This is a genomic window from Enterobacter mori, from assembly GCF_025244905.1.
GTDB lineage: Bacteria > Pseudomonadota > Gammaproteobacteria > Enterobacterales > Enterobacteriaceae > Enterobacter > Enterobacter mori_A.
Genome location: NZ_CP104285.1, coordinates 4068233 through 4094810 on the forward strand (window position 1 = coordinate 4068233; position 26578 = coordinate 4094810).

Annotated in this window: 25 protein-coding genes; 19 read left to right on the top strand and 6 right to left on the bottom strand. The window is 55.6% G+C overall.

The genetic code is table 11. The annotated features are described in order from the left end of the window. Positions 1-29: 29 nt before the first annotated feature. Positions 30-1610: an autoinducer-2 kinase gene (gene lsrK, locus N2K86_RS19205; protein WP_260659648.1), complete on the top strand. Its 1581-nt coding sequence runs from the start codon at positions 30-32 to the stop codon at positions 1608-1610. Positions 1611-1795: 185 nt separating this feature from the next. Continuing rightward, on the top strand, positions 1796-3817 hold the full coding sequence (locus tag N2K86_RS19210) for an NADPH-dependent 2,4-dienoyl-CoA reductase (RefSeq protein WP_260659649.1): 2022 nt from the start codon (positions 1796-1798) through the stop codon (positions 3815-3817). Positions 3818-3907: 90 nt separating this feature from the next. Here N2K86_RS19210 and rlmG read toward each other — a convergent pair whose 3' ends face one another. Next, entirely contained in the window at positions 3908-5044 is a 1137-nt protein-coding gene (rlmG, locus tag N2K86_RS19215) for a 23S rRNA (guanine(1835)-N(2))-methyltransferase RlmG (protein WP_260659650.1), read from the bottom strand. 83 nt (positions 5045-5127) lie between these two features. Here rlmG and N2K86_RS19220 point away from each other — a divergent pair, with 83 nt between their 5' ends. The 4 genes from N2K86_RS19220 to sstT all read left to right on the top strand — a co-directional run bounded on the left by N2K86_RS19220 (position 5128) and on the right by sstT (position 9369). After that, positions 5128-5631, top strand: coding sequence for a YgjP-like metallopeptidase domain-containing protein (locus N2K86_RS19220; RefSeq protein WP_047347756.1), 504 nt, complete (start codon positions 5128-5130; stop codon positions 5629-5631). Between the two features lie 70 nt (positions 5632-5701). Beyond that, positions 5702-6700: a Gfo/Idh/MocA family protein gene (locus N2K86_RS19225; protein WP_010435866.1), complete on the top strand. Its 999-nt coding sequence runs from the start codon at positions 5702-5704 to the stop codon at positions 6698-6700. A gap of 252 nt (positions 6701-6952) precedes the next feature. Further along, positions 6953-7918 (top strand): TerC family protein, encoded by a 966-nt coding sequence (locus tag N2K86_RS19230; RefSeq protein WP_260659651.1) that lies wholly within the window; start codon positions 6953-6955, stop codon positions 7916-7918. Positions 7919-8127: 209 nt separating this feature from the next. Beyond that, positions 8128-9369, top strand: coding sequence for a serine/threonine transporter SstT (sstT, locus tag N2K86_RS19235; protein ID WP_260659652.1), 1242 nt, complete (start codon positions 8128-8130; stop codon positions 9367-9369). 86 nt (positions 9370-9455) lie between these two features. Here sstT and N2K86_RS19240 read toward each other — a convergent pair whose 3' ends face one another. Together N2K86_RS19240 and uxaC are read right to left on the bottom strand one after the other, a co-directional pair. Then, on the bottom strand, positions 9456-10943 hold the full coding sequence (locus N2K86_RS19240; protein WP_260659653.1) for a UxaA family hydrolase: 1488 nt from the start codon (positions 10941-10943) through the stop codon (positions 9456-9458). Positions 10944-10960: 17 nt separating this feature from the next. Continuing rightward, the gene (uxaC, locus tag N2K86_RS19245) at positions 10961-12373 is read right to left on the bottom strand and encodes a glucuronate isomerase (protein WP_260659654.1); all 1413 of its coding nucleotides are present in this window, start codon (positions 12371-12373) and stop codon (positions 10961-10963) included. Between the two features lie 475 nt (positions 12374-12848). On the opposite strand from uxaC, the gene N2K86_RS19250 reads away from it, so the two are divergent. The 11 genes from N2K86_RS19250 (at position 12849) to N2K86_RS19300 (ending at position 20224) form a co-directional block, all read left to right on the top strand. Then, a complete protein-coding gene (locus tag N2K86_RS19250; protein WP_260659655.1) occupies positions 12849-14147 on the top strand; it encodes an MFS transporter in 1299 nt (432 codons plus the stop codon). A 190-nt stretch (positions 14148-14337) separates the two neighbouring features. Beyond that, a complete protein-coding gene (gene exuR, locus N2K86_RS19255) occupies positions 14338-15114 on the top strand; it encodes a transcriptional regulator ExuR (RefSeq protein WP_010435883.1) in 777 nt (258 codons plus the stop codon). Between the two features lie 344 nt (positions 15115-15458). Next, positions 15459-16121 (top strand): DedA family general envelope maintenance protein YqjA, encoded by a 663-nt coding sequence (yqjA, locus tag N2K86_RS19260; protein ID WP_010435886.1) that lies wholly within the window; start codon positions 15459-15461, stop codon positions 16119-16121. A gap of 2 nt (positions 16122-16123) precedes the next feature. Beyond that, positions 16124-16507, top strand: coding sequence for an EnvZ/OmpR regulon moderator MzrA (gene mzrA, locus N2K86_RS19265; protein WP_238458546.1), 384 nt, complete (start codon positions 16124-16126; stop codon positions 16505-16507). Between the two features lie 143 nt (positions 16508-16650). Further along, positions 16651-17019: a DUF1090 domain-containing protein gene (locus N2K86_RS19270; protein ID WP_260659656.1), complete on the top strand. Its 369-nt coding sequence runs from the start codon at positions 16651-16653 to the stop codon at positions 17017-17019. A gap of 29 nt (positions 17020-17048) precedes the next feature. Next, entirely contained in the window at positions 17049-17354 is a 306-nt protein-coding gene (locus N2K86_RS19275; protein WP_010435890.1) for a DUF883 family protein, read from the top strand. Positions 17355-17356: 2 nt separating this feature from the next. Continuing rightward, positions 17357-17755 (top strand): phage holin family protein, encoded by a 399-nt coding sequence (locus N2K86_RS19280; protein ID WP_221552841.1) that lies wholly within the window; start codon positions 17357-17359, stop codon positions 17753-17755. Then, positions 17752-18048, top strand: coding sequence for a YqjK-like family protein (locus N2K86_RS19285; RefSeq protein WP_260659657.1), 297 nt, complete (start codon positions 17752-17754; stop codon positions 18046-18048). Before N2K86_RS19280 ends, N2K86_RS19285 begins: the two co-directional genes overlap by 4 nt. Before the next feature lie 252 nt (positions 18049-18300). Then, positions 18301-18693 carry a DoxX family protein gene (locus tag N2K86_RS19290; RefSeq protein ID WP_010435893.1) on the top strand — a complete coding sequence of 131 codons (393 nt, stop codon included), beginning with the start codon at positions 18301-18303 and terminating at the stop codon, positions 18691-18693. 72 nt (positions 18694-18765) lie between these two features. Further along, positions 18766-19752 carry a glutathione S-transferase family protein gene (locus tag N2K86_RS19295; RefSeq protein ID WP_260659658.1) on the top strand — a complete coding sequence of 329 codons (987 nt, stop codon included), beginning with the start codon at positions 18766-18768 and terminating at the stop codon, positions 19750-19752. Between the two features lie 106 nt (positions 19753-19858). After that, the gene (locus N2K86_RS19300) at positions 19859-20224 is read left to right on the top strand and encodes a DUF805 domain-containing protein (RefSeq protein WP_260659659.1); all 366 of its coding nucleotides are present in this window, start codon (positions 19859-19861) and stop codon (positions 20222-20224) included. Positions 20225-20265: 41 nt separating this feature from the next. On the opposite strand, the gene yhaJ is transcribed toward N2K86_RS19300, so the two are convergent. After that, a complete protein-coding gene (gene yhaJ / locus N2K86_RS19305; RefSeq protein ID WP_003862655.1) occupies positions 20266-21168 on the bottom strand; it encodes a DNA-binding transcriptional regulator YhaJ in 903 nt (300 codons plus the stop codon). 104 nt (positions 21169-21272) lie between these two features. Here yhaJ and N2K86_RS19310 point away from each other — a divergent pair, with 104 nt between their 5' ends. After that, a complete protein-coding gene (locus N2K86_RS19310; protein WP_260659660.1) occupies positions 21273-21974 on the top strand; it encodes a pirin family protein in 702 nt (233 codons plus the stop codon). Positions 21975-22077: 103 nt separating this feature from the next. Here N2K86_RS19310 and N2K86_RS19315 read toward each other — a convergent pair whose 3' ends face one another. Both N2K86_RS19315 and N2K86_RS19320 read right to left on the bottom strand, forming a co-directional pair. Continuing rightward, positions 22078-23379 carry an L-cysteine desulfidase family protein gene (locus N2K86_RS19315; RefSeq protein ID WP_260659661.1) on the bottom strand — a complete coding sequence of 434 codons (1302 nt, stop codon included), beginning with the start codon at positions 23377-23379 and terminating at the stop codon, positions 22078-22080. Between the two features lie 20 nt (positions 23380-23399). After that, positions 23400-24731, bottom strand: coding sequence for an amino acid permease (locus N2K86_RS19320; protein WP_260659662.1), 1332 nt, complete (start codon positions 24729-24731; stop codon positions 23400-23402). A 699-nt stretch (positions 24732-25430) separates the two neighbouring features. On the opposite strand from N2K86_RS19320, the gene N2K86_RS19325 reads away from it, so the two are divergent. Next, positions 25431-25898, top strand: a complete 468-nt coding sequence (locus tag N2K86_RS19325) for a cupin domain-containing protein (RefSeq protein ID WP_260659663.1) — start codon at positions 25431-25433, stop codon at positions 25896-25898. Positions 25899-26578 lie beyond the last annotated feature (680 nt).

The following is a 26578-nucleotide window of genomic DNA, read 5'->3' on the forward strand; positions in this document are numbered from 1 at the left end:
ATGCCCTGCGCTAACAATGAGGCAAGCTCATGAGTTACCTTTTAGCGTTAGATGCAGGGACAGGCAGCGTTCGCGCCGTGATTTTCGATTTGCAGGGCAACCAGATTGCCGTCGGCCAGGCCGAGTGGAAGCACCTGAGCGTGGAGAACGTGCCGGGCTCGATGGAGTTCGATCTCGACACCAACTGGCGGCTGGCCTGCCGGTGCATTCATCAGGCGCTGGAGCATGCGCGCCTGAGCGCGGCAGATATCCAGTCCGTCGCCTGCTGTTCGATGCGCGAAGGGATCGTGCTGTACGACCGCAACGGCGAGGCCATCTGGGCCTGTGCCAACGTCGACGCCCGCGCCAGCCGCGAGGTGGCCGAACTCAAAGAGATCCACGACAACCGTTTTGAATCCGAAGTGTATGACGTCTCAGGGCAAACGCTGGCGCTGAGCGCCATGCCGCGCCTGCTGTGGCTGGCGCACCATCGCCCGGACATCTACCGCAGGGCCGCGACAATCACCATGATCAGCGACTGGCTGGCGGCGAAGCTTTCCGGCGAGCTGGCGGTCGACCCGTCGAACGCGGGCACGACGGGCATGCTGGATCTCTTCTCCCGCGACTGGCGTCCGGCGCTTCTCGACATGGCCGGGCTGCGCGCCGATATCCTCTCCCCGGTGAAAGAGACCGGCACCGTGCTGGGTGCCATTACCCATGAAGCCGCGCAGCAGAGCGGCCTGCGCGAAGGCACGCCGGTAGTGATGGGCGGCGGCGACGTGCAGCTGGGCTGTCTGGGGCTGGGCGTGGTTCGCGCCGGACAAACGGCGGTGCTGGGCGGCACCTTCTGGCAGCAGGTGGTTAACCTGCCGCAGGTACGCACCGACCCCGACATGAACATCCGCGTGAACCCGCACGTTATTCCCGGCATGGCGCAGGCGGAGTCGATCAGCTTCTTTACCGGGCTGACCATGCGCTGGTTCCGCGACGCCTTCTGCGCGGAGGAAAAGCTGATTGCCGAACGGATGGGAATGGACACCTATTCCCTGCTGGAAGAGATGGCAAGCCGCGTGCCGGCGGGCTCCCACGGGGTAATGCCGATATTCTCCGACGCGATGCATTTTAAGCAGTGGTACCACGCTGCACCGTCGTTTATTAACCTCTCCATCGACCCGGAAAAATGCAACAAAGCGACGCTGTTCCGCGCCCTGGAGGAGAACGCGGCGATCGTCTCGGCCTGCAACCTGGCGCAGATTTCGCGCTTCTCCGGCGTGACGTTTGAGGGCCTGGTGTTTGCGGGTGGCGGTTCGAAAGGGGCGCTGTGGAGCCAGATCTTAAGCGATGTCACCGGGCTGCCGGTGCGCGTGCCGGAAGTGAAAGAGGCGACGGCGCTCGGCTGCGCGATTGCGGCAGGTGCTGGCGCGGGGCTGTTTGCGGATATGGCCTCGACGGGCGAGCGGCTGGTGAAGTGGAGCCGGGAGTTTACGCCGAACCCGGCGCACCGCGAGCTGTACGACGGCATGATGCAGAAATGGCAGGCGGTGTACGCAGACCAGCTTGGTCTGGTGGACAGCGGACTGACGACGTCGATGTGGCAGGCGCCGGGGCTGGTGCGTGCAACGACGCCGTAAAAACCGCCGGATGGCGCTGCGCTTATCCGGCCTACGGTTTTGTAGCCCCGGTAAGCGAAGCGCCACCGGGGAAGTTCTTTGAGATCTATCACAATCATTCGATCCCGCTTTTACCTTTCTACTGCCGCTGGCTAAATTAGTAACTCATCCGACCACATAACAATAATTTTACACTGGAAGAGACTATGAGCCGCTACCCGTCGTTATTCGCCCCCCTCGATCTGGGGTTCACCACACTCAAAAACCGCGTGTTGATGGGCTCGATGCACACCGGACTGGAAGAGCATCCGGACGGGGCCGAGCGTCTGGCGGCCTTCTATGCCGAGCGCGCTCGCCACGGGGTGGCGCTGATTGTCACCGGCGGCGTGGCCCCTGCGCCTTCCGGCGTGGGCATGGAGGGCGGCGCGATCCTGAACGATGCATCACAGCTGCCGCATCACCGCATTGTGACCGACGCGGTACACCGCGAGGGCGGCAAAATCGCCCTGCAAATCCTGCACACCGGGCGCTACAGCTATCAGCCGAACCTGGTCGCACCGTCGGCCCTTCAGGCGCCTATTAACCGTTTTAAACCTCACGCCCTCACCCATGACGAGATCCTGGCGCTGATTGACGACTTCGCCCGCTGCGCCGCGCTGGCACGCGAGGCGGGCTACGACGGCGTCGAGGTGATGGGTTCAGAAGGCTACCTTATTAACGAATTCCTCGCCGCCCGCACCAACCATCGCGACGACGAATGGGGCGGCGATTATGCCCGCCGCATGCGCTTTGCCGTGGAGGTGGTGCGAGCGGTGCGTGAACGTGCGGGCGCGGACTTTATTATCATCTTCCGCCTGTCGATGCTCGACCTGGTGGAAGGCGGCGGGACGTTCGACGAAACCGTACAGCTGGCGCAGGCGATTGAAGCCGCAGGGGCCACGATTATCAACACCGGCATCGGCTGGCACGAGGCGCGCATCCCGACCATCGCCACGCCGGTGCCACGCGCGGCGTTCAGCTGGGTAACGCGCAGGCTGAAGGGCAAAGTGTCTGTTCCGCTGGTCACGACCAACCGCATTAACGATCCGCAGGTGGCGGACGATGTGATTTCACGCGGTGATGCCGACATGGTCTCGATGGCGCGTCCGTTCCTCGCGGATGCCGAACTGCTCTCCAAAGCGCAAAGCGGCCGTGCGGATGAGATCAACACCTGCATCGGCTGTAACCAGGCCTGTCTGGATCAGATTTTCGTCGGCAAGGTCACCTCTTGCCTGGTTAACCCTCGCGCCTGCCATGAAACCAAAATGCCGCTCGTTCCGGCGGCTAACAAGAAGCGTCTGGCCGTGGTGGGCGCAGGCCCGGCGGGACTGGCGTTTGCGGTGAATGCCGCTTCGCGCGGGCACAGCGTGACGCTGTTTGATGCGCTGGCGGAGATTGGCGGCCAGTTTAATATCGCCAAACAGATCCCCGGCAAAGAGGAGTTCTATGAAACCCTGCGCTACTATCGCCGGATGATCGAGCTTACAGGCATCGAGCTGCGGCTTAACCAGTTTGTCAGCGCAGCGGATCTGATCGGTTTCGATGAGGTGATCCTGGCGAGCGGGATCGTACCGCGCCTGCCTGCGATCGAGGGCATCGATCATCCGAAGGTGTTGAGCTATCTGGATGTATTGCGGGACAAAACACCGGTTGGCGAGAAAGTGGCAATTATCGGCTGCGGCGGGATCGGCTTTGATACCGCCATGTATTTAAGCCAGCCGGGCGAGGCCACCAGCCAGAATATCGCCGAGTTTTGCGTGGAATGGGGTATCGACACCAGCCTGAAGCAGTCCGGCGGGCTACGCCCGGAAGGGCCTCAGCTGCCGAAAAGCCCGCGCCAGATCGTGATGCTGCAGCGTAAGGCCAGCAAGCCGGGCGAAGGGCTGGGCAAAACCACGGGCTGGATCCACCGCGCCACCCTGCTCTCACGCGGGGTGAAGATGATCCCGGCGGTCAGCTACCAGAAGATCGACGACGAGGGTTTACACGTCACGATCGGCGGTGAACCGCAGCTGCTGCGCGTGGATCATGTGATTTTATGCGCCGGGCAGGAGCCGAAGCGCGATCTGGCGGATCCGCTGCGCGAAGCCGGTAAAACGGTGCATTTGATTGGCGGGTGCGACGTGGCGATGGAGCTGGATGCGCGGCGGGCAATTGCGCAGGGGACGAAGTTAGCTCTGGCGATCTAGAACATTGCCGGGCGGCGCTGCGCTTGCCCGGCCTACGGGTCCGAGGCCATTGTAGGCCCGGTAAGCGAAGCGCCACCGGGCAAAACAATCTTAACGACGGCGCCCCAGCTTCACCGACTTCAACACCACAAACTTGTTATTGGTCGCAATGGTGACGCAGTTACCGAAAATCTTCTTCAGCTTGTGGAAGTAGTCCAGGTGGCGGTTCGCCACGATGTACAGCTCGCCGTTGATTTTCAGGCAGCGGCGCGCGTGGTGGAACATCTCCCACGCGACGTTATCCGTCAGGGCGTGCTTCTGGTGGAACGGCGGGTTGCAGAACACCGCGTTGAAGCGGAACGGCTCTACGCCAGACAGCGCGTTGTTGATCATAAACTCGCAGCGGTCCAGCGCGTCCGGCATGTTGGTTTCCACGTTCAGACGGCTGGAGGCCACCGCCATTGGCGACTCGTCGCTGAACACCACGCTGGCGTCCGGATTCTTCGCCAGCAGCGTCAGGCCAATCACGCCGTTGCCGCAGCCCAGGTCGACGATTTCGCCTTCCAGGTTTTCCGGCAGATGTTCAATAAAGAAACGCGCGCCGATATCCAGCCCGGTACGGGAGAAGACGTTCGCATGGTTGTGGATGGTCCAGTCGGTGCCTTCCAGCTTCCAGCTCAGGGTCTCTGGCGCGTCGGCCAGCGCCGGTGCGCTGAACGTACAGTTGATCAGGCGCGCTTTTTTCCAGGCCAGCGTCGTGGTGGTCGGGCCGAGCACTTTCTCAAACAGCTCCAGCGTCGAGGTGTGGATATCGCGCGCTTTGGCGCCCGCGATAATGCGCGTTTCAGGCGTCACCACTTTACGCAGCGCGCGAAGCTGCTGCTCCAGCAGCGCCATGGTTTTTGGCACTTTGATCAGCACCACGCCCGGCGCCTGCGGGTAGTCCGCGGTACTGTCGAGGAACTTCACGCTGGACTCTTCGATGTCGTTATGGCGCAGGTTTTCACGCGTCGCCAGCTCGCTCAGGTAGGAATCGCCGATGCTGTAAGGCGTGTGCTCCGCCAGGGCGCAGCCCAGCGCACCAAACGCGTCATTCAGGATCAAAACCGGGCCGCGGATTTCAGTCTCATCCAACTGCTGCAGCAGATATTCATCCGCCGCTTCCCACGCCTGAAGCGGGTTAACGTCGTCCGTTTCCGGGAAACGTTTAAGGTTGAGTGAACGGAAACCGTTGTCTAAGTGGCTCATCGGCCCTCCTGAATGGTAAAATTTGGCGTATCCCTGAAAAGGGTGCGTGAGTATACCCGTTTTATTGTCGATTTGGGGCGTTGATGAACCAACTTACTTATCTCCAGGGCTATCCGGAGCATTTACTGACTCAGGTTCGCAGCCTGATTGCCGAGCAGAAGCTCGGCGCGGTGCTGGAAAAACGCTATCCCGGCACGCACGATTTCGCGACCGATAAAGCGCTCTGGCAGTATACGCAGGATCTGAAAAGCCGTTATCTGAAGAGCGCGCCGCCGATCAACAAGGTGATGTACGACAACAAGATCCACGTTCTGAAGAACGCGCTCGGCCTGCATACCGCGATTTCCCGCGTGCAGGGCGGCAAGCTGAAGGCCAAAGCGGAGATCCGCGTGGCGACCGTGTTCCGTAACGCACCGGAAGCCTTTTTGCGGATGATCGTGGTGCATGAGCTGGCGCATCTGAAAGAGAAAGAGCACGACAAAGCGTTCTATTCCCTGTGCTGCCACATGGAGCCGCAGTACCACCAGCTGGAGTTTGATACCCGGCTATGGCTTACGCATTTATCGTTAAATAGTAATGCGGAATAGCGCACGCGAATTGTCATGATGACGTGCTACAGTGGCTAAAGGTTCCCCGCTACGGAGTACGTAAACGTTTATGATACGTTTCGCAGTCATTGGAACGAACTGGATCACGCGCCAGTTCGTCGACGCCGCCCACGAAACCGGCAAATATAAGCTTACCGCGGTCTATTCCCGCAGCCTCGAGCAGGCGCAGAGTTTCGCGAACGATTACCTGGTCGAGCATCTGTTCACCTCGCTCGACGAGATGGCGCAAAGCGACGCCATTGACGCGGTCTATATCGCCAGCCCGAACTCCCTGCACTTCCCGCAAACGAAGCTGTTCCTCAGCCATAAAAAGCATGTGATTTGCGAGAAGCCGCTGGCGTCGAATATTCAGGAAGTGGAAGCGGCCATTGCGCTTGCCCGCGAAAACCAGGTGGTGCTGTTCGAAGCGTTCAAAACCGCCAGCCTGCCGAATTTCCTGCTGTTGCAGCAGTCCCTGCCGAAAATTGGCAAAGTGCGTAAAGCCTTTATCAACTACTGCCAGTACTCGTCGCGCTACCAGCGCTACCTGGACGGCGAGAACCCGAACACCTTTAACCCGGCGTTCTCTAACGGCTCGATTATGGATATCGGCTTCTACTGCCTGGCCTCTGCCGTGGCCCTGTGGGGCGAGCCGCATGGCGTAACGGCCACCGCCAGCCTGCTGGAGAGCGGCGTGGATGCGCACGGTTTAGCGGTCCTGGATTACGGTGATTTCAGCGTCACGCTGCAGCACTCCAAGGTGAGCGATTCCGTGCTGCCGAGCGAAATTCAGGGCGAGGCGGGCTCGCTGGTTATCGAGAAGATCTCCGAATGCCAGAAAGTGAGCTTTGTGCCGCGCGGCGGTAAAGCGCAGGAGCTGACGCAGCCTCAGCATATTAACACTATGCTCTATGAGGCAGAGGTCTTCGCCCGTCTGGTGGAAGACAACGAAGTGAATCACCCTGGCCTCGCGGTAAGCCGCACCACGGCGAAGCTGCAAACGGAGATCCGCCGCCAGACCGGCGTGGTGTTCCCGGCAGACGACGTGAGCGCGGAAGCTATCGCGTAAAACTGTGTAATGAAACGGCGCAGACCATTGACGAAACCGATGGTCTGACATATTTTGTTACCTGCAAAGGGGAGTAACTTCTTCGCCGGTGGATCGTCATTACGATGCGTGCAATACCGCATCCGGTCGCCGGGCAACCCTCGTGGTTGTAAGTGAGACCTTGCCGGAAGGCGAGGTCTATGCATAAAAAGCTAACGGCTATCGTCTTCTGACCATAGCCGTTTTTGTTTTTTTATGTGTAAGGAAAATAGTATGCATTCTGTCGGCACTCCAATGTTGTGGGGCGGATTCGCGGTTGTCGTGCTCATCATGCTGGCGATCGACCTCTTTTTGCAGGGCCGTCGCGGCGCGCACGGCATGAGCATCAAACAGGCTGCGGCCTGGTCTCTTGTGTGGGTTACTCTCTCCCTGCTGTTCTGTGCCGCCTTCTGGTGGTATCTGGCCTCGACCGAAGGCCGTGCGGTGGCCGATCCTCAGGCGCTCGCCTTCCTCACCGGCTATCTGATTGAAAAAGCCCTGGCCGTTGATAACGTCTTCGTCTGGCTGATGCTGTTCAGCTACTTCGCCGTACCTGCTGCCCTACAGCGCCGCGTGCTGGTCTATGGCGTGCTGGGTGCGATTATCCTGCGTACCATCATGATCTTCGCCGGCAGCTGGTTGATTACCCAGTTTGAATGGCTGCTGTACGTCTTCGGCGCGTTCTTGCTCTTTACCGGGGTCAAAATGGCGCTGGCGAAAGAAGACGAAACCGGTATTGGCGAGAAGCCGTTGGTGAAGTGGATCCGCAGCCATCTGCGCATGACGGACAAAATCGAAACCGAGCACTTCTTCGTGCGCAAGAACGGCCTGCTGTTTGCCACGCCGCTGCTGCTGGTGCTGATTCTGGTCGAGCTGAGCGACGTGATTTTCGCGGTCGACAGCATCCCGGCAATCTTTGCCGTCACCACCGACCCGTTCATTGTGCTGACCTCTAACCTGTTTGCAATCCTCGGTCTACGTGCGATGTACTTCCTGCTTGCGGGCGCGGCGGAGCGCTTCTCCATGCTGAAGTACGGCCTGTCGGTGATCCTGGTGTTTATCGGTATCAAGATGCTGATCGTCGATTTCTACCACATCCCTATCGCCATTTCGCTCGGCGTGGTGTTTGGCATTCTGGTTGTGACGCTGATTATCAATACCTGGGTTAACCGCCAGCACGATAAGAAGCAGCAGGCTTAGTACATTTTGCCGGGTGGCGCAGCGCCACCCGGCACCTTCGTTAATCAATAGTTAAAAAACATGACGCAACACGTAAAATCCAGCATTTTACGCTTCCCTCCTTTCGCGCATTCCCTATACTCGACCAGGCAAACATTTACTTACATCCGGACATAAATGTGACTAAGAGCACATTCGGAATGGAACGCAATTTCACTCAGGAATAATGTATGAGCACACAATCAATGGGGCTTTTTGCGCGCCTGGCGCAGGGGAGTCTGGTTAAACAAATTCTGGTAGGGCTGGTACTGGGGATCCTGCTGGCGCTGGTGTCGAAACCTGCTGCTATCGCGACGGGCCTGCTGGGTACGCTGTTTGTTGGTGCACTGAAAGCTGTCGCGCCGGTTCTGGTACTGATGCTGGTGATGGCGTCAATTGCCAACCATCAACACGGACAAAAAACCAACATTCGCCCTATTCTGTTCCTGTATCTGCTGGGAACCTTCTCTGCTGCATTAACGGCCGTGGTGTTTAGCTTCCTGTTCCCATCCACGCTGCACCTGACCAGCGCGGCCGGTGATATCACCCCGCCATCCGGGATTGTGGAAGTCCTTCGCGGTCTGCTGATGAGCATGGTCACTAACCCGATTGATGCCCTGCTGAATGCAAACTACATTGGTATCCTGGTCTGGGCGATTGGCCTGGGCTTCGCGCTGCGTCACGGCAACGAGACCACGAAAAACCTGATTAACGACGTGTCGAACGCCGTGACCTTTATGGTGAAAATCGTTATTCGTTTTGCGCCAATCGGTATCTTCGGTCTGGTCTCCTCAACGCTGGCAACCACCGGGTTTGAAACCCTGTGGGGTTACGCGCAGCTTCTGATTGTGCTGATTGGCTGTATGCTGCTGGTCGCGCTGGTCATTAACCCGCTGCTGGTGTTCTGGCAGATCCGCCGCAACCCGTACCCGCTGGTGCTGACCTGCCTGCGCGAGAGCGGCGTGTATGCTTTCTTCACCCGCAGCTCTGCGGCGAACATTCCGGTTAACATGGCGCTTGCTGAGAAGCTGAACCTGGATCGCGATACCTATTCCGTGTCAATCCCGCTGGGCGCAACCGTGAACATGGCGGGTGCGGCGATCACTATCACCGTGCTGACGCTAGCGGCGGTACATACGCTGGGCATTCCAGTGGATCTGCCAACCGCGCTGCTGTTGAGCGTGGTGGCGTCACTGTGTGCCTGTGGCGCATCCGGCGTGGCGGGCGGCTCGCTGCTGCTGATCCCGCTGGCGTGTAATATGTTCGGTATCCCGAACGAGATCGCGATGCAGGTTGTGGCCGTTGGCTTTATCATCGGCGTATTGCAGGACTCCTGCGAAACGGCGCTGAACTCCTCTACCGACGTGCTGTTCACCGCAGCGGCCTGTCAGGCGGAAGACGCGCGTTTAGCTAAGAATGCTCTGCGCAGTTAAAAAGAAAAGCCCGGTGGCGGCTACGCCTTACCGGGCCTACAGGGTTCACCAGGTCGGGTAAACGCTAGCGTCACCCGACTAACCACCTAAAGCGTCACACCACTCTTAAAGAGCGCCAGCTCGCGGAAGTCGTTCTTCTCGTTACAGGTTTGCTTGCCGCTGGCAATTTCCACGATGACATCAACAAATTCATCGAGCAGCTGCGGCATCGCTTTGCCGTGAATCAGCTGGCCCGCATCAAAGTCAATCCAGTGCTTTTTCTTTGCCGCCAGTTCGCTGTTGGTGGCGATTTTCACCGTCGGCACAAAACCGCCGTACGGCGTACCACGCCCGGTGCTGAACAGCACCATATGGCAGCCGGCTCCCGCCAGCGCGCTGGTGGCGACCGCATCGTTGCCCGGTGCGCTGAGCAGATTCAGACCGTGCGTTTTCAGGCGCTCGCCGTAGCGCAGCACGTCAACCACCTGGCTCGCGCCCGCTTTCTGGGTGCAGCCGAGGGATTTCTCTTCAAGTGTGGTGATCCCGCCCGCCTTGTTGCCCGGCGACGGGTTCTCATAAATCGGCTGATTGTGGGCGATGAAGTACTGTTTGAAGTCGTTCACCATGGTGACGGTTTTCTCAAACGTCTCTTCGTCGCGGCAGTGGCTCATCAGAATACGCTCTGCGCCGAACATTTCCGGCACTTCGGTCAGCACCGTGGTGCCGCCGTTGGCGATGACGTAGTCGGAGAAACGGCCGAGCATCGGGTTAGCGGTAATGCCGGAAAGACCATCAGATCCGCCGCACTCGAGACCAAACTTCAGCTCGCTCAGCTTGCCCGGCTCGCGCTTGTCATGGCGCATGACGTCATACAACTGATGAAGCTGCTCAACGCCCGCTTCCACTTCGTCGTCCTGATGCTGACACACCATAAAATGCACACGCTCAGGGTCGAATTCCCCCAGCGTGTCGCGGAAAGCGTCAACCTGATTGTTCTCACAGCCCAGGCCAATCACCAGCACCGCGCCTGCGTTCGGGTGGCGCACCATGTTTTGCAGCATGGTGCGGGTATTGATGTGGTCGTCGCCGAGCTGGGAGCAACCGTAGGTATGGCTGAACAAATGCACGCCGTCAGTGCCTTCGGCATCGTGGGTCTCTTTCAGGAAACGCGTCTGAATTTGACGCGCAATCCCGTTCACGCAGCCGACGGTCGGGAGGATCCACAGTTCATTGCGGATCCCCACCTCGCCGCTGGCGCGACGGTAGATCTGCACTTCACGATCTGCCGCCTGCCCGGCTTCCGCCTGGAGATCAGGTTGATAGCTGTACTCGTCCAGATCGCTCAGATTGGTACGGGTATTGTGGGAGTGAATATATTCACCCGGCGCAATATCCGCCAGCGCATGGCCGATGGGCAAACCGTACTTCACCACGTTCTCCCCTTTCGCAATGGGGATCAGGGCAAACTTGTGTCCACGCCCAATGGCCTGGCGCAACGTGACCGACTGACCGTCGAACGTGACGTTCGTTCCTTCGGTCAAATCAGCCAGCGCGACGGCAACGTTATCCAGCGAATGGATTTTGATGTATTGCATATCAACCTCAGACGGCCTTAGTTCAGTTCAATGGCGAAGTAGTCACGCGCATTGTTAAAGCAGATATTTTTCACCATTTCGCCCAGCAGCTGGATATCCGCCGGCGCTTCGCCCGCGTGCACCCAGCGGCCAATCATCTGGCACAAAATGCGGCGGAAATATTCATGACGGGTATAGGACAGGAAGCTGCGGCTATCTGTCAGCATGCCGACAAAGCGGCTCAGCAGCCCAAGCTGCGCCAGCTGCGTCATTTGACGCTCCATGCCGTCTTTCTGATCGTTAAACCACCAGCCGGAGCCGAACTGCATCTTGCCCGGCATCCCTTCGCCCTGGAAGTTGCCGACCATGGTGCCCAGCACTTCGTTATCGCGCGGGTTCAGGCAGTAGAGGATGGTTTTCGGCAGCAGATTTTGCTCGTTCTGTTTGCTCAGTAGTTTGGACAGCTCTTCCGCAAGCGGACGGTCGTTGATGGAGTCGAAGCCCACGTCCGCGCCCAGCAGTTTGAACTGGCGCTGGTTGTTATTGCGCAGCGCGCCGATATGGTACTGCTGTACCCAGCCGCGACGGGCGTATTCCGCGCCGAGGAACACCAGCACCGCCGTTTTGAACTGGGCAACTTCGTGCTCGCTCAGCGTTTCGCCGGAGAGACGACGCGCCAGGATGCTGTCCAGCTCGGCTTCGTTTGATTCGGCAAACAGCACCACGTCCAGCGCGTGGTCAGAGACTTTACAGCCGTGCGCCGCGAAGTGATCCAGGCGTTTGGTCAGCGCGGTTTGCAGGTCAGCAAAACGACGAATATCGGTATCGGACACTTCCGCCAGCTTCGCCATGTAGTCAGTGAAGGTGGTCTGCTCAATGTTAAAAGCTTTATCCGGGCGCCAGCTTGGCAGCACTTTAATGTCGAAAGAGGTGTCTTTAGCAACGACGGCGTGGTGCTCGAGCGAATCGACAGGATCGTCAGTGGTGCCGACCATCTTCACGTTCATCTGCTTCATGATGCCGCGTGCGGAGAACTGTTCCTGCGCCAGCAGATCGTTGCATTGATCCCAGATTTCATCCGCAGTAGCGGGAGAAAGCAGTTTACCGGTGATGCCAAACGGACGACGCAGTTCAAGGTGCGTCCAGTGGTAAAGCGGATTACCGATGGTATGTGGAACGGTGGCGGCCCAGGCGTCAAACTTCTCGCGATCGGTCGCGTCGCCGGTACACAGACGCTCAGCGACGCCGTTGGTGCGCATGGCGCGCCATTTATAGTGGTCACCCTTCAGCCAGATATCATACAGGTTTTTGAATCGGTAATTTTCGGCAACCTGCTGCGGCGGTAAATGGCAGTGGTAGTCGAAAATCGGCTGGTCCTTTGCGTAGTCGTGGTACAGGCGGCGAGCAAATTCAGTATCTAACAGAAAATCGTCGGTCATAAACGGCGTCATTATCGTCTTCCTCATTACGGGAGCGTCAGAAAGCGTATGTTCATATGCTGCAAAGTTATCACACCAATTTCCACCAACCGAAGTTTTTTTCGTGAGTCAGATCAATAAACGTCGACAAATAAATTACCCCAAATGGAGTAAACCCTCTTACAGGCCGCGTCAATACTGGCTTTGCTCGCACCGCGGAATATCCCTACAAAGATTCACACATTTGTGATGTCACTCACCTTTTAAAGTTGTATGACAAGTTATCGTTTCGCCGTCGCAAACACTACGCCGACGGAATGCATTGCTGGTGTCAAGAACATCAGATTTAACGGTACGGAAACCGACTTATGCACGATGACTTTTGGCAAGGTTCGGGCCGTTCCGGGACATCTCCCGGTTATGCCCCTCCCGTTACTGAACAACTCCCGGCAACGGTTGAGTAGTTACCGTGTTCTGGCACGGAAATAACATAACGATGAGGTTTTACATGCGTAAAATTAAAGGGTTACGTTGGTATATGATCGCACTGGTGACGCTCGGCACCGTGCTGGGCTACCTTACGCGTAACACAGTGGCAGCAGCGGCTCCAACGTTGATGGAAGAGTTGCACATCACCACGCAGCAATACTCCTACATCATTGCGGCTTATTCCGCGGCTTATACCATCATGCAGCCTGTTGCAGGCTATGTTCTGGATATTCTGGGTACCAAAATCGGCTATGCCTTCTTCGCCGTCGCCTGGGCGATTTTCTGCGGTGCAACCGCACTGGCAGGCAGCTGGGGCGGCCTGGCGCTGGCGCGTGGTGCAGTCGGTGCGGCTGAAGCCGCCATGATCCCGGCGGGCCTGAAGGCAAGCTCCGAATGGTTCCCGGCTAAAGAGCGTTCCATCGCTGTAGGCTACTTCAACGTGGGCTCGTCGATTGGTGCAATGATTGCGCCGCCGCTGGTGGTCTGGGCCATCGTGATGCACAGCTGGCAGATGGCATTCATTATCTCTGGCGTACTGAGCTTTGCATGGGCAATGGCGTGGCTGGTGTTTTATAAACACCCGCGCGACCAGAAAAAACTCTCTGAAGAAGAGCGTGACTACATCATTGGCGGTCAGGAATCTCAACACCAGACCAACAACGGCAAAAAAATGTCCGTCTGGCAGATCCTGGGCACCCGTCAGTTCTGGGGGATCGCCCTGCCGCGCTTCCTGGCAGAACCGGCCTGGGGTACCTTCAACGCCTGGATCCCGCTGTTCATGTTTAAAGTGTACGGCTTTAACCTGAAAGAGATCGCGATGTTCGCCTGGATGCCAATGCTGTTCGCAGATCTGGGCTGTATCGTGGGCGGCTACCTGCCACCGCTGTTCCAGCGCTGGTTTGGGGTGAACCTGATTGTCTCCCGTAAAATGGTCGTCACCATGGGCGCCCTGCTGATGATCGGCCCTGGCATGATCGGCCTGTTCACCAGCCCATATGTGGCTATCGCCCTGCTGTGTATTGGCGGCTTTGCGCACCAGTCTCTGTCCGGCGCGCTGATTACGCTCTCGTCAGACGTCTTCGGTCGTAACGAAGTGGCAACGGCCAACGGCCTGACCGGTATGGCGGCATGGACAGCAAGTACCCTGTTTGCGCTGGTGGTCGGTGCGCTGGCAGATACCATTGGCTTTAGCCCGCTGTTCGCGGTGCTGGCTATCTTTGACCTGATGGGTGCGGTGGTTATCTGGACGGTGCTGAAAAGTAAATCCGCAGACGAACTGGCGAAAGAGTCCCTCGGGGGACCGGCAACGCAGAGTTAGCATCGCTGTGCCGGGTGGCGGCTTCGCCTGACCCGGCCTACAACATCCAACGAAACCGTAGGCCGGGTAAGCGCAGCGCCACCCGGCATGTAAAGGCCGCTCAGTAGCGGCTTTTTTCATGGCAAAATCTGGAGAGTGGCTCGCAAAAGTGGTATAACAAATCATCCGCCGTACCCTGCCTGGAGCGCATATGGAAATCACCGAACCACGTCGTTTATATCAACAACTTGCTGCCGAGCTGAAAGATCGCATCGAGCAAGGTGTCTATCTTGTCGGTGATAAACTTCCCGCTGAGCGCTTTATTGCGGATGAAAAGAGCGTGAGCCGCACGGTCGTGCGTGAAGCCATCATCATGCTGGAAGTGGAAGGCTACGTAGAGGTACGCAAAGGTTCCGGTATTCATGTGATCTCCAACCAGGCAAAACACTCCCCGGCACCGGACGAAAATCTGGAATTTGCCAGCTACGGTCCGTTTGAGCTGCTCCAGGCTCGCCAGCTGATCGAGAGTAATATTGCCGAATTCGCCGCTACTCAGGTCACCAAACAGGACATCATGAAGCTGATGGAGATCCAGGAAAACGCGCGTAAAGAAAAATGTTTCCGCGATTCAGAATGGGATCTTCAGTTCCACGTCCAGGTGGCGCTGGCCACGCAGAATACGGCGCTGGCCGCAATCGTGGAAAAAATGTGGACTCAGCGCGTTCATAACCCGTACTGGAAAAAACTGCACGATCATATCGATTCCCGCACCGTGGATAACTGGTGCGACGATCACGACCAAATTCTTAAGGCACTGATTCGCAAAGATCCACATGCGGCAAAACTGGCGATGTGGCAGCATCTGGAAAATACCAAACTGATGTTGTTTAACGAAACCAGCGACGACTTCGAATTTAACGCTGACCGCTATCTTTTTGCCGATAATCCCGTGGTTCATCTCGATACCGCATCCAGTCAGGCAAAATAGTCTACCTTTATGCTGGCAGGCGCTTCGCTGCGCCTGATGGCGAACAGGGGTAAGCAAAACATATATAGTGTCAGCCTTTGTAAAATCCCTCGCTCCCTTCCAGGGCTTACGCCAAAATCACTCCACCCCTGCAAATTCTGTGACGCAGAACGTTGGGCTTTGTTACAATTGGATTCACTTCGTTATTTTGTAAGTTAGTGCTTGCTAACCAGCCAATTAACAGGGAACAGTGTTGGCCACACACCAATGTGTCCGCGAGCGACCATAATGAAATCACAACAATGTCGCCGTGCTGTTTTTCCCGGATTACAGGCGTGACGTTAACCGATTTCCAGGAACACTGAATGGAACTTTTGACCCAACTACTGAATGCCCTGTGGGCTCAGGATTTCGAAACGCTGGCCAACCCTTCCATGATTGGCATGCTTTATTTTGTCCTATTTATGATTCTGTTCCTTGAGAACGGACTGCTTCCTGCTGCCTTTTTACCGGGCGACAGTCTGCTGGTCCTGGTAGGCGTACTCTGTGCGAAAGGGGCGATGGCCTTCCCGCAAACCGTATTGCTGTTAACTATTGCGGCCAGCCTGGGCTGCTGGGTGAGCTACATTCAGGGGCGGTGGCTGGGCAACACGCGGATCGTACAAAACTGGCTTTCGCACCTTCCGGCGCATTACCACCAGCGCGCACACCATCTTTTCCATAAGCACGGGCTTTCGGCGCTGCTGATGGGCCGTTTTATCGCGTTTGTCCGTACTCTGCTGCCCACCATCGCCGGGCTGTCCGGTCTGAGCAGTACCCGCTTCCAGTTCTTTAACTGGATGAGCGGCCTGTTATGGGTACTGATCCTCACCACGCTGGGCTACGCGCTGGGCAAAACCCCGGTCTTCATGAAGTATGAAGATCAGTTGATGTCCTGCCTGATGCTGTTACCGGTGGTCCTGCTGGTCTTTGGCCTGGTGGGTTCACTGGTTGTCCTGTGGAAAAAGAAATACGGCGCCAGGGGTTAACCATGGTTATCTCTCCGCTCGCTCTGCGTCGCGTCTCTTACGCCATGATCGCGCTGATGATGTTCAGCATCCTGATCCTGGCATGGGCTGCGCTGCAGCATCAGGAATCGACGCTGGCAATACGTCCGGTGAATCAGGGGGCCAGCGTGCCGGATGGTTTTTCCATCTGGCATCATCTGGACGCCAACGGGATCCGCTTTAAAAGCATCACGCCGCAAGACGACGTGCTGCTGATAAAATTTGACTCCAGCGCGCAAAGTGCAGCGGCAAAAGCCGTGCTCGACAGAACGCTGCCGCAGGGTTATATCATTGCTCAGCAGGAAGACGACAGCCATGTTGCCTCCTGGATGTCGCTGCTACGCGATACGTCGCATCGGTTTGGTTAATTACCAGGATTCCGAATCTTTTCACTCACTTTGGTGATTACGCCGTTTACTTACTATGCTTAAGTACGCGGAGCACCCCTCAGATGTTCTCCGCATCGTTCTGGATCACGGCTCACGCCGTAACACAATGGAAGGTTTCGATAATGAAATTCCGCATTACCCTGGCTCTGGCCCTTTTTTCTTTAAGCACAGCGTCATACGCCACCTCTCTCTGTCAGGAGAAAGAACAGGATATTCAGCGCGAGATCGGTTATGCCGAAAAGCATAACAATCAGCACCGCGTTGATGGCCTGAAGAAAGCGTTAAGCGAAGTGAAAGACAACTGTTCCGACAGCAAGCTGCGTGCCGATCACCAGAAAAAAATCGCTGAACAGAAGGACGAGATAGCCGAGCGCCGTCAAGACCTGCAGGAAGCGAAAGAGAAAGGGGATGCGGAAAAAATTGCCAAGCGCGAGAAGAAGTTGAAAGAAGCGCAGGATGACCTGAAAGCGCTGGAAGCTCGCGATTATTGAGTTAACGGAAATCTCAACAGGAGAGAATCATGTCAAAAGATACTACGTCAGAAAATCTGCGCGCTGAACTGAAGTCACTGGCGGACACTCTGGAAGAGGTACTTAGCTCTTCTGCCGATAAGTCGAAAGAAGAGGTCAGTAAACTTCGCAGCAAAGCGGAGCAGGCGCTGAAAGAGAGCCGTTATCGCCTCGGTGAAACCGGCGATGCATTAGCCAAACAGACCCGTGAAGCTGCCGCGCGCGCTGACGAATATGTTCGCGACAATCCGTGGACGGGTGTGGGTATTGGCGCTGCCGTTGGTGTAGTGCTGGGTGTCCTGCTGACGCGTCGTTGATTATGGAAGATCCTCGTCACGCACAAGGGCCTGCTAATAACGTCCTCGGTATCGGCCAGCGTATATTAACCACGCTGGTCGGCATTGCCGAAACGCGCGTCCGGCTGGCAGTGGTTGAACTGGAAGAGGAGAAAGCCAATCTCTTCCAGATGCTGCTCATGCTCGGGCTGACCATGCTCTTCGCCGCGTTCGGTCTGATGAGCCTGATGGTATTAATCATCTGGGCTATCGACCCGCAGTATCGTCTTAACGCGATGATCGCCACCACGGTGGTGTTGCTGGTTGCGGCATTGATTGGCGGCATCTGGACAATGCGTAAAGCACGCAAGTCCACCTTCCTGCGCCACACGCGCCAGGAGCTGGCCAACGATCGTTCGCTGCTGGAGGATGACAAGCCGTGAGCGATAAAGCCGAACGTCAAAAGCGAAAAGCGTTTCTGCTAAGCCAGATCCAACAGCAACGGCTGGATCTGTCCGCCGGTCGTCGCGACTGGATCGAGGCAACACGCCCGTTCGACCGGGGCTGGAACACCTTCCTGAGCCTGCGTTCCTGGGCACTGGTGGGCAGCAGCGTGATGGCTATCTGGACGGTTCGTCATCCTAATATGCTGATCCGCTGGGCACGACGCGGCTTTGGTGCCTGGAGCGCCTGGCGTCTGGTGAAAGCCACGCTGCGGCAGCAGCAGCTGCGGTGATAAAAGCAAAACGGTAACCCAGGTTACCGTTTTTTGTTTTTGCACCCTCTCCCCGTGGGAGAGGGTTGGGGTGAGGGCACCAGCGCGCACCTCTCTTACTCAATATCTTTGAAGAAGATTGACAGTTTTCCTTGCTAACAATTGTCCCCCGCCCCGTTTATTATCCTCTCCATCGACAGCAGAGCCGCGGTATCTACCCGGAATTGCAGACAAATAAAGTTCAGCCGCTCATGTGGTTTTCTGGAGAGTAAAATGAAAAAATTAGAAGATGTTGGTGTACTGGTAGCACGTATTCTGATGCCAATTCTGTTCATCGTGGCAGGTTGGGGAAAAATCACCGGTTACGCGGGTACCCAGCAATATATGGAAGCCATGGGCGTGCCGGGGTTCCTGCTGCCTCTGACCATCCTGCTTGAGTTCGGCGGCGGCCTGGCAGTGCTGTTCGGCTTCCTGACCCGTACCACCGCGCTGTTCACCGCAGGCTTCACCCTGCTGACGGCTTTCCTGTTCCACAGCAACTTTGCGGAAGGCGTGAACTCTCTGATGTTCATGAAAAACCTGACCATCGCGGGTGGCTTCCTGCTGCTGGCCATCACTGGCCCTGGCGCATACAGCATCGACCGCCTTCTGAATAAGAAGTGGTAAGCACGCTATACTGATTGAACCCAAAGCGAGGAGATATCTCCTCGCTTTTGCTATCTGACGGAGGAGAAAAAAATGGGACAACTCGTAGACGGCGTCTGGCAGGATGTCTGGTATGACACCAAATCCACCGGGGGTCGCTTCAAGCGCTCTGTTTCGGCCTTCCGTAACTGGCTGACCGCCGATGGCGCACCAGGCCCGAGCGGCGAAGGCGGCTTCGCGGCAGAAAAAGACCGTTATCATCTTTATGTTTCTCTCGCCTGCCCGTGGGCACACCGCACGCTGATCGTGCGCAAGCTTAAGGGGCTCGAATCCTTCATTCCGGTTTCGGTGGTCAACCCGCTGATGCTGGAAAACGGCTGGACGTTCGACAGTGATTTCCCTGCCGCCACCGGTGACGACCTTTATCACCACGATTTTCTCTACCAGCTTTATCTGCGCGCCGATCCGCACTACACCGGACGCGTCACCGTACCGGTGCTGTGGGACAAGAAAAACCAAACGATCGTCAGCAATGAGTCTGCGGAGATTATCCGCATGTTCAACACCGCGTTTGATGCCCACGGTGCCCGCGCCGGGGATTACTATCCGGTCGAGCTGCGCGATAAAATTGACGAGCTGAACAGCTGGATCTACGACAACGTGAACAACGGTGTCTACAAGGCCGGTTTTGCCACCAGCCAGGAAGCGTATGACGAAGCGGTTGGAAAGGTATTTGAATCGCTTGAGCGTCTGGAGCAGATCCTCGGCCAGCATCGCTACCTGACGGGCGACCAACTGACGGAAGCTGATATCCGCCTGTGGACAACGCTGGTGCGTTTTGATCCGGTGTACGTCACCCACTTTAAGTGTGATAAACACCGCATCAGCGATTATCTGAACCTGTATGGTTTCCTGCGCGACATCTACCAGATGCCGGGTATCGCCGAAACGGTCGACTTCGACCATATTCGCACCCACTATTTCCGCAGCCATAAGACGATTAACCCAACGGGCATAATCTCCATTGGGCCATGGCAGGATCTGGATGAACCGCACGGGCGCGACGTGCGTTTCGGATAAATATTCAGGGAATCAATTGATTCCCTTTTTTAATTTATAACATGCATCTATCCTTACCTCGATCGCTTAGAAAACAAGTGATTGACTGACTAATGAGGCAAGGAAAATGGACTGGTATTTAAACGTACTGCGCAACTACATTGGATTTGGTGGCCGCGCCCGCCGCAAAGAGTACTGGATGTTCGTTCTGGTGAACTTCATCCTCGCCCTGGTATTGAGTATTGTGGACAAAATTCTGGGCTGGGAGCGTGCCGGGGGAGAAGGCATTCTCACCACGATTTATGGCGTGTTTATTCTGCTGCCTTCCTGGGCGGTTCAGTTCCGACGCCTGCACGACACCGATCGTTCAGCCTGGTGGCTGTTGCTGCTGTTGATCCCGATCGTGGGCTGGATTGTGATCCTGGTCTTCAACTGTCAGAACGGCACGCCGGGTGAAAACCGCTTTGGTCCGGATCCGAAAGCTGGCATGTAAATCAGAGCCCGGTGGCGCTTACGCTTACCGGGCCTACGATTTTATTTATTGTGGTGGGCAAAAAGCTTTGGTATTTCGCGCAGGCACCAGGATTTGGCTTCGCCCATGCTGTCGCGTCGCCACGCCATAATGATATCCACCTCGCTGGTGTATTCCGGGCTGACAACGCGCAGCCGTCCTTCCGCAATATCCTTTTCAACAAACGGATAGGGCATCGTCGCCACACCCAGCCCGGCCAACAATGCCTGACGCTTATCTTCCAGCGACGTGACGGTTAAACGCGGCTGTTTATCCAGCAGCTGTACCGTTAACACCGGACGTTCACGAGCGGTATCCGCTACCGCAACGCCACGATACTTCACGCGCGTAACCTCCGAAAGCGGCTCAGGCTCCTGATGGATCGGGTGATCCGGCGCGGCGACATAAACGTTCATCACGCTATAGAGCTTGCGGGAGTTAATTTCTGAAGAAGAACGGAAGTGCATGTCCGGCGCAATGACAATATCCGCCCTGCCCGTTTCCAGACGTTCCCACGCCCCTGCCAGCACCTCGGTAATGATCGACAGCTGCGTATTGGCTTTAGCAGCAAGACGATCCACCAGCGGGAACAGCGCTTCAGTTGGCACCAGCGCTTCGGTCACTAACGTCAGATGGGTTTCCCAGCCGCGCGCCAGCGCTTCTGCATCCGTCGTGAGTTTATCCGCCGCTTCCAGCAGCACACGACCGCGCTCCAGCAGCATGCGGCCAACGTTCGTGAATTTTGTTCGATGCCCGGAGCGGTCAAAAAGGACCACGTCCAGCTCTTCCTCCAGCTTCTGCATGGTGTAGCTCAGCGCAGACGGAACGCGCCCCAGTTCATCTGCCGCCGCAGCAAAACTGCCGCGTCGGTCAATCGCGTCCATGACGCGCAGCGCCTCAAGCGTCAATGCTCTCTCTTTAGCCATCTCGTTCTCATTCAGGAAATTTGAACATACCGGGCAGAATATCTGGCTAACAATGCAGCGTCCATACCTTTACCATTGTTTTAGTGTAAAGAGAGGTCAAGTTTATGATTACGACAAGAACAGCTAAACAGTGCGGACAAGCCGATTTCGGTTGGCTGCAGGCCCGCTACACCTTTTCCTTTGGACACTACTTTGACCCTAAACTCCTCGGTTACGCTTCACTGCGCGTGTTGAATCAGGAAGTACTCGCCCCGGGCGCCTCCTTCCAGCCGCGTACGTACCCGAAAGTCGATATCCTGAACCTGATCCTGGAAGGCGAGGCAGAATACCGTGATAGCGAGGGCAATCATGTCCAGGCAAAGGCTGGCGAAGCGTTGTTAATTTCCACGCAGCCGGGCATCAGCTACAGCGAGCATAACCTCAGCAAAGACAAAACGCTGACCCGCATGCAGCTGTGGCTGGACGCCTGCCCTGAGCGGGAAAACCCGCTGGTGCAGAAGATAGATATAACGGACGATGAACAGCAGCTGATTGCGTCACCGGATGGCAGTAAAGGCAGTTTGCAACTGCGACAGCAGGTGTGGCTGCACCACATCGAACTGAAGAAAGGTGAACAGGCGAGCTTCCAGCTTCACGGTCCGCGCGCCTATCTGCAATCGATTCACGGTACGGTGCATGCAGTGACGCACACGGAAGAGAAAGAAGCGCTCACCTGCGGTGACGGCGCGTTTATTCGTGATGAAGCGAATATCACCCTGGTGGCGGATTCGCCGCTGCGCGCGCTGCTGATTGATTTGCCGGTGTAAAAATCCCCCTCACCCCAACCCCTCTCCCCAAAGGGGCGAGGGGCTCGATCGTTCCCTCTCCCCTTTGGGGAGAGGGCCAGGGTGAGGGGTGAGGTGCAATTCACTACACCTTACTCGCCATAATCTCAATAATCTGCCGGTCCGTTGCCTGCATTGAACGGCACGCCAGTGCGCACAGGTTGACAATCGACTGCTCCACGTCGTGCGCCACAATTCCCTCGTTTCCCGTTACGGCAGAATCATCCAGTGCCATCATCACCGCTTTCCAGGCGCTACTGACGCTGGTTGAGACCTTCATGGCGCAGCTGTTAGACGCCCCGTCGCAGATCATCCCGCTGACGTCGCCAATCATGCTGCTGATGGCCATCGCAATCGTCTGGTAACTGCCACCCATCAGCCACGCCATTCCCGCCGCAGCGCCCATCGCAGCCGTTGTCGCCGCACACAGTGCTGACAGGCGCGGAAGCTGATAATGGATATAGATCGCCGACAGATGCGACAGCATCAGCGCCCGCGCCAGCCGTTCGTCACCGGCCTGAAGATGCTCAGCCACAACAACGACGGGCATGGTGGCGGTGATCCCCTGATTCCCGGAGCCTGAGTTACTCATCGCTGGCAGCGTCGCGCCGCCCATCCTGGCATCCGAGGCGGCGCTGGTACGGATAACAATGTCTGAGCCCAAATCCTGCGCCATCCATCCGCGCGAGCGCTGTTTATCAAGCGTTGCGCCAATGTGCAGCCCCCACTTCCCGCTGAGCCCTTCACGGGAGAGCGCATCGTTCAGTTGCCCTGCTTGCAGGATAAAGCGGATCGCCTCGAACGGCACCTGCTCAACAAACTCCAGGATCTGCGACAGCGTGCTGGTTGATAGCACCGCCAGAGGATCGGTATTTTCTTCAGTCAATTGTTCACCCAGCGAAAAGCGCGTTTCGCCCTGGCAAACCACCTCCACCACCCGCGTATGTCCACCGGCGATGGTCACCGTTGCCGAGGAACCCCCGGCATGAACACGGGCGCGGGAGTAGAGGATCTCATCGCACGGTGCCTGCAGTTTGACCTGCACCCGTCCCGCCTCAAGCAGGGCTTTGGCCCGTATTAGCGCCTCGGCGGTGGCATCTTTCAACACTTCCAGTCCGGCGTTCGCGTTACCGCCAGTCGCGCCCAACGCTGCTGCAATGGGCAGACCGACCATACCGGTGCCTGGCACCGTCACGCCTAGCCCGTTTTTCATCAGGTTCGGCGATACCCACGCTTCAATCTGCGTGACCTCCCCCGGCAGATTTTCTGCGGCAATCGCACAGGCCAGCGCCAGAGAAATAGGTTCGGTACACCCAAGTGCAGGTTTCACTTCTTCCTGCACCGCGCGAATAAATTGGTTCCATAAAGTTTGAGTTTGCTCAGACATCGTTACGACCTTATTTGCCCTCAGGAGAACGCGAGGAAAGGAGAAACACAAAGCAGCAGTCCGGTGATGACGATAATCACCAGCGATACGCCTTTATATTTATGCAGTGCCGGGACTTTGTAGACCAGCCATGCAGGGATCAGGCAGCCCACCATGCCGAAGATGGGGCTACAGATTGAGGTGAAGCTCAGCACCGGCGCGTTTAACACAATCGCGCTCCAGGCCAGCAGAATGGCAAACAACATTATGCCGCGCTGGACGGTTCGCTCATTGATACTTTCAACGGGCATTTTGCGACGCAGGATATTCATCACGATACCCTGCGTAGCCTCGCGAAAGCCGAGGTAGACGCCGAAGAACGCGGTCATCACGGCGAAAATATTGAGGATCACGCTGACGATTTTGACCCAGCCCGCACCGTCACCGCTGATAAACTGCGCCGCGATTGCCAGGGCAGAAATATTCTGCTCGTAGGCTTTAACCGCCTCATCGTGTCCCATTGCCAGGGTGAAAGAGACGGCGTAGAAGAAGACCGTCACAAACAGCACGCCAAAGGCAATGTTCATCGCCCGCAGCGCCTTGTGTCTCGCTACCTCGACGGATTTTTCCCGTGAACGGTATGAGATCACCATCGGACTCAGGGTCTGAATAAACAGAATGGAGGTTAAGGTGAAAGGCAGGGTAATAATGGCGTTTTTAATCAGCAGTCCCATCGGCGGCAGCATGCCCACGTTGGCTAAATGCCAGAGGCCAATCATCGACAGCCCCAGTGCCGCAACAACAAACAATTTGGTGAGCACCATCAGGCTGGAAACTTTAAACAGCAGCTTTTCACCGCGCGACGAAATGGCCACCAGAATGCATATCAGGAATAAACCGTAGAACGGATTTTCAGACAGCAGCCCCTCCGTCACGCCGAAGGTGTGCAAATACGAGGCGCTGTCGTTGGTAATGGCCGTGGAATAGACAAACATCCAGATCACCAGCATCACGAAATAGAGCGCACCTAATAAGATGCCCCAGTTTTTGCCTAAATATCCGCTAATGACGCTCGGGTAGTCTTTGCACTCCGGCGATTCCGCCAGCGTATTAATAAACAGGCGCTGGAACAGGTACATGGCCGGATAACCAATAATTGACGAGAGCAAAAAGACCCACAGGCCCATTAATCCTACCTGCACCGGGAGAAAAACAATCCCCGCGCCAATAGCCATCCCGATACTCATGATGACCCAGCCCGTGTCGGTGCTGTCGAACTTAATTGCCTCTCGCCATTCGCTTTCACTCATTCCCGCCCGCCTTGCCGCAGGGGAATCATTCACAATCACACTGCTGTTTGTTGCCGTATTCATTGGGCACTCGCTTATTTTGTAGGGTAAACAATTGTTTTTATAGGATTCCGATCGCCAGCGATTGCGATTCAGAGAGTGCAGGTGTGTGTTATTGGTGTGGGAAGATCATATCCGGAGAGAGGGAGAAAAAAGTCACATAATTAATGTGGTTTTTCTGCATTTAGAGAAAAGTCTTCTCCTTATTTTGACAATATTAAAAATAAACTCCAAATGTGATTCAGATCAAAGAATTAAGTCATCCTGGGAAAGCGCTTTTTCAGAATTTATAAAGGTGTACGTAACATCTCCATATCAGAGTTATTTTTGAATTTCCCGGATATAACCGATGAACAACTCGGTGGATTAAAGTGAATCGCCATGGCGTGTCGGCGGTGTCACTCCAGTCAGATTGAGCTACGTGAGCTGCGCCGATTTTATATCCTCGGCATTAGTGCTTTGAGGATAAAAAATATGCCAACCATATGATACCTTATAAATTAAATATCATTAAAAAACATTAAATATCATCAATGCGGCACCATTTTTTATTCCTTCACAATTCAAAATAATATAACCATTAAAATACCAACATTAAGTTTATTAAATCATGTTAATACTCTTGCTGTTTATTTTTGCATAACTACAATGCTTCCGTCTGCATTTCAAATATATTGTTGATGTTAGATGAATAAATTTTGATATTTACGCACAACCTTAAACATGATAATTGTAAAGGAAATTCCTATTAAAAGATCTTACGTTCACGCATCTATTCTTTGTGTATTATCTTTTATTATTTCACCAGTGGCATCTTATGCTCACAGCAGTCATAATTCTGATGGGATCAGCATCGAAACGTTACTGGAGACCGAGAAGTCCTGGGATGGAGTGGAATACGCGCCTTATCCAGCAGGTACACCGCAGCTTTCTGTGCTGAAAATCACTATTTCGCCGAATACAAGTCTTGACTGGCATGAACATCCCATGCCGAACGCCGCCTATGTAGAAAAAGGCGCTTTAACCGTTGAAAAAAAGGCAACGGGTAAAACCCGTACTCTGCAGGCGGGAGAGGTGCTACCAGAGATGGTTGATAGTGCACACAGGGGCTACACAGGTCCGGAAGGAGCTACGCTGGTGGTATTCTATGCCGGGAAAAAAGGGCTTCCACTGTCAAAGCCCGTTAAATAAATTCTGTCTTTTATATCGCCCATTTCTTCCGACATGACGAGAAGAAAACAGTCCCTCACTTGCACTTACTTGTACTGGAAGTGACGTGGGGGCTGTTGATTCGGACTTGACGCCATGCAATGGCCATATAAAATTACTATCAATTAATGAGATTTATCTGGCTGTATTGTTAATTCGCAGCCACAAATTATGCTCACGCCAAAAAGCGTAACTACAAACAAGAATGACCAGAGCAGAATCCAGGACATTCGCATTCCAGAACATTCTGACGATCTGAGTGCTCACAATATCCATGAATCCTTCAGAATAGAGGGGGGGCCTGCTTATTTTGAACGTAATAAGCCAAAGAACGCAAATCAGAACAAAACGAAAAGCAATCCACGCGATGAGGGGCATCATGAAAGCATGACCTTTAGTGAATTTACCCCGATGAGTCAGGAATAAAAAATATAATAGTGGAGTCAACGCGGGAAGAATCCCCATGGAATAGTGTACTATTTGCTCCCAGACAGGGATTTGCCATTGCTGCAATACTTTTAATGACAAAAAGATCTCTGAGGGAAATGCACGATAAAGTAATGAAAAACAAACCAGTCCCCATATCAGAGCAATCTTGTAACGATGAGTCATCGATACATTACCTCCCGGATAAAGCTGGCGACTCAATAGTGCCAGCGTGT

Bases quoted from the DNA above. Each gene is read 5' to 3' on its own strand.
- N2K86_RS19295 (WP_260659658.1), top strand. From the start codon at position 18,766: ATGGGACAACTCGTAGACGGCGTCTGGCAGGATGTCTGGTATGACACC.
- N2K86_RS19315 (WP_260659661.1), bottom strand. From the start codon at position 23,379: ATGTCTGAGCAAACTCAAACTTTATGGAACCAATTTATTCGCGCGGTG.
- N2K86_RS19320 (WP_260659662.1), bottom strand. From the start codon at position 24,731: ATGAATACGGCAACAAACAGCAGTGTGATTGTGAATGATTCCCCTGCG.
- sstT (WP_260659652.1), top strand. From the start codon at position 8,128: ATGAGCACACAATCAATGGGGCTTTTTGCGCGCCTGGCGCAGGGGAGT.
- N2K86_RS19220 (WP_047347756.1), top strand. From the start codon at position 5,128: ATGAACCAACTTACTTATCTCCAGGGCTATCCGGAGCATTTACTGACT.
- N2K86_RS19275 (WP_010435890.1), top strand. From the start codon at position 17,049: ATGTCAAAAGATACTACGTCAGAAAATCTGCGCGCTGAACTGAAGTCA.
- lsrK (WP_260659648.1), top strand. From the start codon at position 30: ATGAGTTACCTTTTAGCGTTAGATGCAGGGACAGGCAGCGTTCGCGCC.
- N2K86_RS19300 (WP_260659659.1), top strand. From the start codon at position 19,859: ATGGACTGGTATTTAAACGTACTGCGCAACTACATTGGATTTGGTGGC.
- N2K86_RS19240 (WP_260659653.1), bottom strand. From the start codon at position 10,943: ATGCAATACATCAAAATCCATTCGCTGGATAACGTTGCCGTCGCGCTG.
- N2K86_RS19250 (WP_260659655.1), top strand. From the start codon at position 12,849: ATGCGTAAAATTAAAGGGTTACGTTGGTATATGATCGCACTGGTGACG.
- yqjA (WP_010435886.1), top strand. From the start codon at position 15,459: ATGGAACTTTTGACCCAACTACTGAATGCCCTGTGGGCTCAGGATTTC.
- exuR (WP_010435883.1), top strand. From the start codon at position 14,338: ATGGAAATCACCGAACCACGTCGTTTATATCAACAACTTGCTGCCGAG.
- N2K86_RS19290 (WP_010435893.1), top strand. From the start codon at position 18,301: ATGAAAAAATTAGAAGATGTTGGTGTACTGGTAGCACGTATTCTGATG.
- N2K86_RS19210 (WP_260659649.1), top strand. From the start codon at position 1,796: ATGAGCCGCTACCCGTCGTTATTCGCCCCCCTCGATCTGGGGTTCACC.
- N2K86_RS19225 (WP_010435866.1), top strand. From the start codon at position 5,702: ATGATACGTTTCGCAGTCATTGGAACGAACTGGATCACGCGCCAGTTC.
- N2K86_RS19280 (WP_221552841.1), top strand. From the start codon at position 17,357: ATGGAAGATCCTCGTCACGCACAAGGGCCTGCTAATAACGTCCTCGGT.
- uxaC (WP_260659654.1), bottom strand. From the start codon at position 12,373: ATGACGCCGTTTATGACCGACGATTTTCTGTTAGATACTGAATTTGCT.
- mzrA (WP_238458546.1), top strand. From the start codon at position 16,124: ATGGTTATCTCTCCGCTCGCTCTGCGTCGCGTCTCTTACGCCATGATC.
- N2K86_RS19325 (WP_260659663.1), top strand. From the start codon at position 25,431: ATGATAATTGTAAAGGAAATTCCTATTAAAAGATCTTACGTTCACGCA.
- N2K86_RS19270 (WP_260659656.1), top strand. From the start codon at position 16,651: ATGAAATTCCGCATTACCCTGGCTCTGGCCCTTTTTTCTTTAAGCACA.
- rlmG (WP_260659650.1), bottom strand. From the start codon at position 5,044: ATGAGCCACTTAGACAACGGTTTCCGTTCACTCAACCTTAAACGTTTC.
- N2K86_RS19310 (WP_260659660.1), top strand. From the start codon at position 21,273: ATGATTACGACAAGAACAGCTAAACAGTGCGGACAAGCCGATTTCGGT.
- yhaJ (WP_003862655.1), bottom strand. From the start codon at position 21,168: ATGGCTAAAGAGAGAGCATTGACGCTTGAGGCGCTGCGCGTCATGGAC.
- N2K86_RS19230 (WP_260659651.1), top strand. From the start codon at position 6,953: ATGCATTCTGTCGGCACTCCAATGTTGTGGGGCGGATTCGCGGTTGTC.